This is a genomic window from Micromonospora sp. CB01531, from assembly GCF_001905095.1.
Taxonomy (GTDB): domain Bacteria; phylum Actinomycetota; class Actinomycetes; order Mycobacteriales; family Micromonosporaceae; genus Micromonospora.
In genome coordinates this window covers 66,256-72,530 of record NZ_LWLS01000112.1, presented here as the reverse complement: position 1 = coordinate 72,530, position 6,275 = coordinate 66,256, and the positions used below count along the sequence as shown (strand labels likewise).

7 protein-coding genes are annotated in these 6,275 nt (G+C 68.2%); 1 reads left to right on the top strand and 6 read right to left on the bottom strand.

The window, feature by feature from the left end; all coding sequences use genetic code 11:
• Positions 1 to 219, top strand: a 219-nt coding sequence (locus A6A27_RS34300; protein ID WP_158074116.1) for an HAD family hydrolase, incomplete at its 5' end; no start/stop codon positions are given.
• 81 nt (positions 220 to 300) lie between these two features.
• Here A6A27_RS34300 and A6A27_RS34295 read toward each other — a convergent pair.
• The 6 genes from A6A27_RS34295 to alr form a co-directional block, all read right to left on the bottom strand.
• On the bottom strand, positions 301 to 489 hold the full coding sequence (locus A6A27_RS34295) for a hypothetical protein (protein WP_073838805.1): 189 nt from the start codon (positions 487 to 489) through the stop codon (positions 301 to 303).
• Positions 490 to 683: 194 nt separating this feature from the next.
• Complete coding sequence (locus A6A27_RS34290) at positions 684 to 1,811, bottom strand: acyltransferase family protein (protein WP_073838804.1); 1,128 nt, start codon at positions 1,809 to 1,811, stop codon at positions 684 to 686.
• Entirely contained in the window at positions 1,808 to 2,452 is a 645-nt protein-coding gene (locus A6A27_RS34285) for a M15 family metallopeptidase (protein ID WP_073838803.1), read from the bottom strand. Before A6A27_RS34285 ends, A6A27_RS34290 begins: the two co-directional genes overlap by 4 nt.
• Positions 2,449 to 3,624 (bottom strand): UDP-N-acetylglucosamine--N-acetylmuramyl-(pentapeptide) pyrophosphoryl-undecaprenol N-acetylglucosamine transferase, encoded by a 1,176-nt coding sequence (locus A6A27_RS34280; RefSeq protein ID WP_073838802.1) that lies wholly within the window; start codon positions 3,622 to 3,624, stop codon positions 2,449 to 2,451. The genes A6A27_RS34285 and A6A27_RS34280 overlap by 4 nt, the downstream gene beginning before the upstream one ends.
• 5 nt (positions 3,625 to 3,629) lie before the next feature.
• Positions 3,630 to 4,634, bottom strand: a complete 1,005-nt coding sequence (locus tag A6A27_RS34275) for a D-alanine--D-alanine ligase family protein (protein ID WP_073838801.1) — start codon at positions 4,632 to 4,634, stop codon at positions 3,630 to 3,632.
• Between the two features lie 4 nt (positions 4,635 to 4,638).
• Positions 4,639 to 5,790 (bottom strand): alanine racemase, encoded by a 1,152-nt coding sequence (gene alr / locus A6A27_RS34270; RefSeq protein WP_241825595.1) that lies wholly within the window; start codon positions 5,788 to 5,790, stop codon positions 4,639 to 4,641.
• Positions 5,791 to 6,275: the final 485 nt, after the last annotated feature.

Here is a 6,275-nt window from a genome sequence, read left to right as displayed (position 1 = left end):
AAGGCGCTCGCCGCGCGGCGGCTGGCGGACGAGATCCGCACGGGGCGGATGATCGCCTTCGGCGACAACGTGAACGACGTGCCGCTGTTCGGCGTAGCCGACGAATCGTGCGCGGTGGCGAACGCCGTGCCGGAGCTGCGGGCCCTCGCCACGCGCACCATCCGTTCGAACGACGAGGACGGCGTCGCGCGCTGGCTCGAAGAATGCGTCCGCGGCTGAACCGCAACGGGTGCTGACGAAACCCTTGCGCTCGGCCGCAGGTCCGGCCCATACTCCTCGCCAAAGCGGTTTGCCAAAGCTTTACATGATCTGAAGTGCGCACTTCCGCACATGCGCGTACGCTCCCGCGGCGTCGGACAGCCGGTCGTCGACCCGGAGCTCGCCGATCTCACGGAGGTCGACCAGGGCCTCACCATTGTCGCGAAGCGGGATGGCGGAGATCCGCGGGTCGACCTCATCGGTCGTCCCAGCATCGTGCACACTGATCACCAGACAGCCCTTGATCCTTGATCTTCTTCCCTAGACAAGAGGAATGATCGATCAAGGGCTGTCCCCATGATCAGCCGGGGTCGATGCCACCGCCCAGCAGGTTAAAGACCAAGTTAGGCCCGGGCGGGGAAAGCGCAGGTCGTAACGGTGTGTCGCCACCCCGTCTGCCGACCCAGAGGATCAAGTCGCCTAGGTCAATGGGCACGACGTCCGCGAACATCCTCGTCCAGGCGGGCGAGCGTCCCGTCGGCCGTGTCGGGCTGACCGGCGGACCGTTCCTCTGACCGCGCGATCCGGTTCAGGACACGCTTGAACTGAGGCGCCGCCGGACGCTCGATCAGCACGTGCATGGCGTGCGCCAGCAGGCCCATGCCTATGATCAGAGCGACCAACAAGGCCCACTTCATCCCTGTGTACGGCGCTACCAGCGGACCGAGCCAGGCCAGCAGCACGAACCCGATGTGCGCGTGGACCAGGTAGAGCGGGTACGTCAGCGAACCGGCGACCGAGAACCACGGCCGCGCCAGCGGGGCGGTCGACTTCAGCGCGATCAGCACCATCGCAATAAAGATCACCCAGATCACGCCGACGATGACCCACGGATGGAACACGGTGTCGTAACGGTCCGCCACATCCGAGGCGAACCCGAGCCCACGGTAGATCGCGTTCGCGTACGACAGGAGTAGGATCGCGGCGATCTCCCAGGTCATGCCGAACCGGTAGACCAGACTCAGCGCCATCCCGGCGATGAAGTAGTGCGAGAACGTCGTCTGGAGCAGCAGATCCGCCGCGCCCGGCAGCAACCGGAGTTGCATGAACCCGGTCAGCGCCAGCCAGCTCCAGAGGGTGAGCAGCACCCGGCGGCGGGTGATCCCGATCCAGGCCAGCACGAACACCAGCAGGTAGAACCGGATCTCGGCCCACAGCGTCCAGTACACGACGTCGATGTTCTCGATGTTCGCCGCCGCGTTGAGCATGGTCAGGTTCGCCAGATATTGGACGAGGCTGATGGCGAACTTGCCGGAGACGACGCTGACCACGGCGGTGAGGGTGACCGCGACCCAAAACACCGGGTAAAGCCGCACGATCCGGGAGACAACGAACTGGCGCGGACTGCGGCCCCACGCGCTCAGCAGTACGACGAACCCGCTGATCACGAAGAACAGGTCCACGCCCAGGTAGCCGTACCTGCTCAGCTTGCCGAACCCCAGGAACTCGACCGGACTGACTCCCTGCATCCAGGCAGAGAAGGTGTAGTGGAAGACGACGACTGCGACGGCGGCGATGATCCGCAGCAGGTCCAGTTCGTACAGTCGCCTCACGGCAGGTCTACCGGACCGTAGCGGGTGCTGTCTGCGTCGGTGCTCAGCGCCCAGTACCGGTCGCCGAACGACCAGTGCCACCATTCGGTCGGGTAGTTCACCATGCCGGCGGCGGTGAGCGCCTCGGAGAGGATGTTGCGGTTGGCGCGGGCTTCAGCGGAGATGTCGGGTGAGGCGGTGAAGCAGGCGTTGGCGCTGGCGACCGGGCTGTCGTTGACCGCCGTACCCATGTCCAGCTCCACCCCGTCACAGGTGCAGAGGGTCAGGTCGACGGTGCCGCCGGTGCTGTGCGGGGCCACCTCGGGCGGGGAGACGTATTTGCTCGCCTCGACGTGCAGGCGCTCCAAGTCCCAGTGCGGATACTTCACCCGCAGCTCGTTCTTGTAGTCCTCGAAGTAGGTGGTCTGGAGGCTCAGCGGCCGGTACCCCTCGATGACGAGTAGCCGGAGTTCGCTGGGCAGGCTCCGTTGGGCGGTGAGCAGCCGCTCGACGGTCGACTCCCGCACATGCGCGTACGCTCCCGCGGCGTCGGACAGCCGGTCGTCGACCCGGAGCTCGCCGATCTCACGGAGGTCGACCAGGGCCTCACCATTGTCGCGAAGCGGGATGGCGGAGATCCGCGGGTCGGAGAGAAGGATCATGTGGAGTATCGTCCGGCGGCGTCGATCAGCGCGGTGGCGACGTCCGCTGCCGCGTGGGGGCGGCCGTACTGGCGGGCGGCGTCGGCCAACTGCTGGCGTCGGTTGGGGTGGTTGAGCAGCATCATGATCTCCTCACGGAGGCGTTCGGGAGTGGCGTCCGGCCCGGCGAGCATGCGGGCCGCGCCCGCCTCGGCGAGATGACGGGCGGTACGCCGCTGCTCGTCCCCGCCGGTCGGGATGAGCGGAATGAAGACGCATGCCTTGCCGAGGGCGGTGAGTTCGGCGACCGTGCCGGCGCCACTGCGGGCGACGACAATATCGGCGGCGGCGAGCACGTCCGGCATCTCGTCGTGCACGTAGGCGACCACCCGGTACCGGTTCCGCAGGTGCTCGGGCAGCCCGGCGGCGAGTTGCCGCATCCGGTCGAAGGAGTACTCGCCGCACTGGTGCAGCACCTGGCAAGCGGCGAGCAGGTCCGGCAGGATGTCGGCGATCAGGTTGTTCACCTGCACGGCGCCTTGGGCGCCGCCGGTGACGTACAGCAGCGGCCGGTCTGGGTCGAGGCGGTAGGCGGCGAGCGCGCGGCCCCGGTCGCCGGCCAGGATCTCGGGGCGGATCGGGTTACCGGTGACCAGCGCACGGGACTTCGTCCGCTCAGGCAGGTGGTCGATCGAGGATTCGTGGCTTAGCAGGACCCGGGCGGCGACGCGGGCGAGAATCCGGTTCGCCAGCCCGAGGGTGAGGATCTGCTCGTGCATGACCAGTGGACGGCGGGTCAGCCAGGCCGCGATCCCGATCGGTACGGAGACGTAGCCGCCGGTGGAGAGGACTACGGCCGGCCGGGAACGGACGACGATCATGATGGCCTGGAGGACGCCGAGCGGGATGCGGAAGGCGTCGGCGATATTGCGGCCCAGCTCGCGCATGGTGGGTGAGCGGCGGAGCTTGCCGGTGGTGATCGCCTTGAACGGGATGCCCTCCTGTCGGGCGATTTTGGCTTCGAGCCCATGTGAGACACCGACCCAGAGCAGCTTCGGCTCGACGCCGGCCTGGGCGAGCCGGTCACGCAGCGTGCGAATTGTGGTCAATGCCGGGTACGTGTGCCCTCCCGTGCCGCCGCCTGTGACGACTACCCGGATCTCGCGGAGCCGCTGCGTAGCGTAGATGGCCATGCCTATTACCGCACGGCCCTGTCGGCTACCACGCGGTCGCCCATAGCCGGTCTGCGCAGGGCACCTTCGATGAGGATGTCCAACAGGACGGGGAACTCGATGCCGGCGCGCTGCCAGATCTGCGGGTACTGGGATGCGGCGGTGAAGCCAGGGAACGTGTTGACCTCGTTGAGGACCGGCTCGGTCTCGCCGTGCGGGAGGAAGAAGTCGACGCGGAGCAGCGCCCGGCAGCCCAGGACACGGAACGCGTGAACGGCCCGGTCCTGCAACATCTGAGTGGCGTCGGGGTCGAGCTTCGCGGGGATGTCGAAGACCGCTCCACCCTCGTACTTGGCCTCGTAGTCGAAGAAGGCGGCGCTTGACACGTTGATCTCCAGCGGCGGCCCAGCCTCGATCCGGCCGTCGGGGAACTGCAACACGGCCACATCGATCTCGCGCCCGCGGATTGCTCGCTCGACCAGGATCCGGCTGTCGCTCTCCCGCGCCAACGCGATCGCGGCTGGCAACTGCGACCAGTCGTCGACCTTGGAGACACCGAGGCTGGAACCCGACCGGCGAGGCTTGACGAACACCGGCAGGCCCAACCATTTGCGGTCTGCCGCAGACAGGTCCTCGCCGGGGCGTAGTGACACCTCGTCGGCCACCCGCAGTCCCTCGGCGGTGAGCAGCCGCTTCGTGATTGTTTTGTCCATTCCGGCTGCGCTGGCGAACACCCCGTTGCCGACGTACGCGACGCCAAGAAACTCCAGCATGGACTGGACGGTGCCGTCCTCGCCGTACGGGCCGTGCAGTGCCGGGAATACCACGTCCTGCCGGCGCAGTACCTCCAGCGCGGCGCCGAAGGTCAGCGTGCTGCCGTTCACCGCCCAGCGACCGTCCCGCTCGATCAGCACCTCGGTCACGTCGTAGGCCTCACGGTCCAGGTGCGCCAGGATGCTTTCCGCTGAACGGCGGGAGACCTCGTGTTCCCCGCTGCGTCCGCCGAACAGGACCGCAAGCCTGGTGCTCATACCGTCATCGCTCCCCGTGGATGTAGACGCGCGGCACCCGGGCGCCAACGCCGGTCAGAACCTCGTGCGGGTTGGTCCCCGCCCATCGCGCCCAGTCGTTGACCGTGGGTGCGGCTGCGTCGGACGTGCCAGCGCCGGTGCCGAAGACGACCACCGGGTCGCCGAGCGTCACCGGCAGATCACCGGCGTCGACGACACACTGGTCCATGGCGATCCGGCCGACGATCGGGCAGCGCCGGCCGCGCAGCCAGACCTGGGCACGGCCCTCGGTCGTACGCGACAGGCCGTCGGCGAAGCCGAGGGGGATCAGGGCGAGGGTGGTCGGACGGTCGGTGACGTACGTCGGTCCGTACGAGACTCCGGTTCCGGCCGGTACTCGCTTGACGTTGATCACCGTTGTCCGCAGGCTCATCGCCGGCCGCAGGCCGAACTGCCCGGGAGCGGGCGCGCCGAACGGGTCGATGCCGTACAGGGCCAGCCCGATCCGGCAGAGGTCGTAGCGTGCCTCCGGCACGCCCAGCGCCGCCGCCGAATTGGCTAGGTGAACCATTTCGGGGGCGAGACCGGCGCCGCGGGCGAGTTGCAGTGCCGCTTCGAATCTCGCGATTTGACGCGCGACACGCGCGACCCCCGGTCCGGTCGGCTCCTCCGCGCTGGACAGGTGCGACCAGACGCCTCGTACCCGAATGCTCTCCTCGGCCTCGTACTTGCGGGCCCAGGTGACCAGATCGGGCCAGTCAGCGCCGTTGGCGCCATTGCGGGAGAGTCCGACGTCCACCTTGAGCTGGACCACCGCGGGCTTGCCGAGCCGTGCCGCCGCACCGGCGATGCCGTGCAGGTGCGTCGGGGTGGACGCGGCGATGTCGACGTTCGCGTCGATCAAGCGGGTGAAATCCTCGTCCGGCCGGTGTAGCCAGCTCAGCACCGGCGCCTGAATGCGGGCCGCGCGGAGGGTCAGTGCCTCGGTGGTCGACGTCACGCCCAGCCAGGTGGCACCCGCGCCGAGCGCGGCCTGGGCCACCGGCACTGCCCCGTGCCCATTCCCGTCGGCCTTGACCACCGCCATCACCGCGACTCGCGCCTCGCCGGCGACTACCCGGACGTTGTGGGCGATCGCCGAAAGATCGACGACGGCCTCGGCCAGCCCCTCATTCACGCTGGCCCCCGGTGGCGTCCTGGCATCGCCGTACGGTCCTGTGGCCATGGGGCGGATGGATTGTCCCTGAGGGGTTTCATCGCCGTGGAAGTCCTTCCTTGGTCATCGGGGCCACCGCCGATCAGCCCGCTGGCCTCACTGCGGACTGGGCACGACCCCACGGTCAATGCCATGCCGTTGTCTGGACCATCCGGACCGCCTTGCGCCGCCCGTCGGATGCCGCCGGTGTCGCCCGGTAAGCCGGGAACTCTGACGGCCGCCTCCATCCCCGACGTGGGGAGGCACACCGCGGTTCATCTCCGGCGATTCGACGTGGCCTCGGTCACACGTCAAGGCTGTTGGTTGACGCCAATACGCCACAGCTGTCGCTGCGCTCGTCCGCGCCAACCGCCTTCGCTCACCGATTGCCCGGTGTGCAGGGGCTCGCAGTCGAACTGGGTCAGCGAGGTAATGGCCTGCCCGAGGTTCCCGGCCGACCCGGCGCG

Excerpts from the sequence above, each read along its gene's own strand:
- A6A27_RS34275 (WP_073838801.1), bottom strand. The coding sequence starts at position 4,634 with ATGAGCACCAGGCTTGCGGTCCTGTTCGGCGGACGCAGCGGGGAACAC.
- A6A27_RS34285 (WP_073838803.1), bottom strand. The coding sequence starts at position 2,452 with ATGATCCTTCTCTCCGACCCGCGGATCTCCGCCATCCCGCTTCGCGAC.
- A6A27_RS34280 (WP_073838802.1), bottom strand. The coding sequence starts at position 3,624 with ATGGCCATCTACGCTACGCAGCGGCTCCGCGAGATCCGGGTAGTCGTC.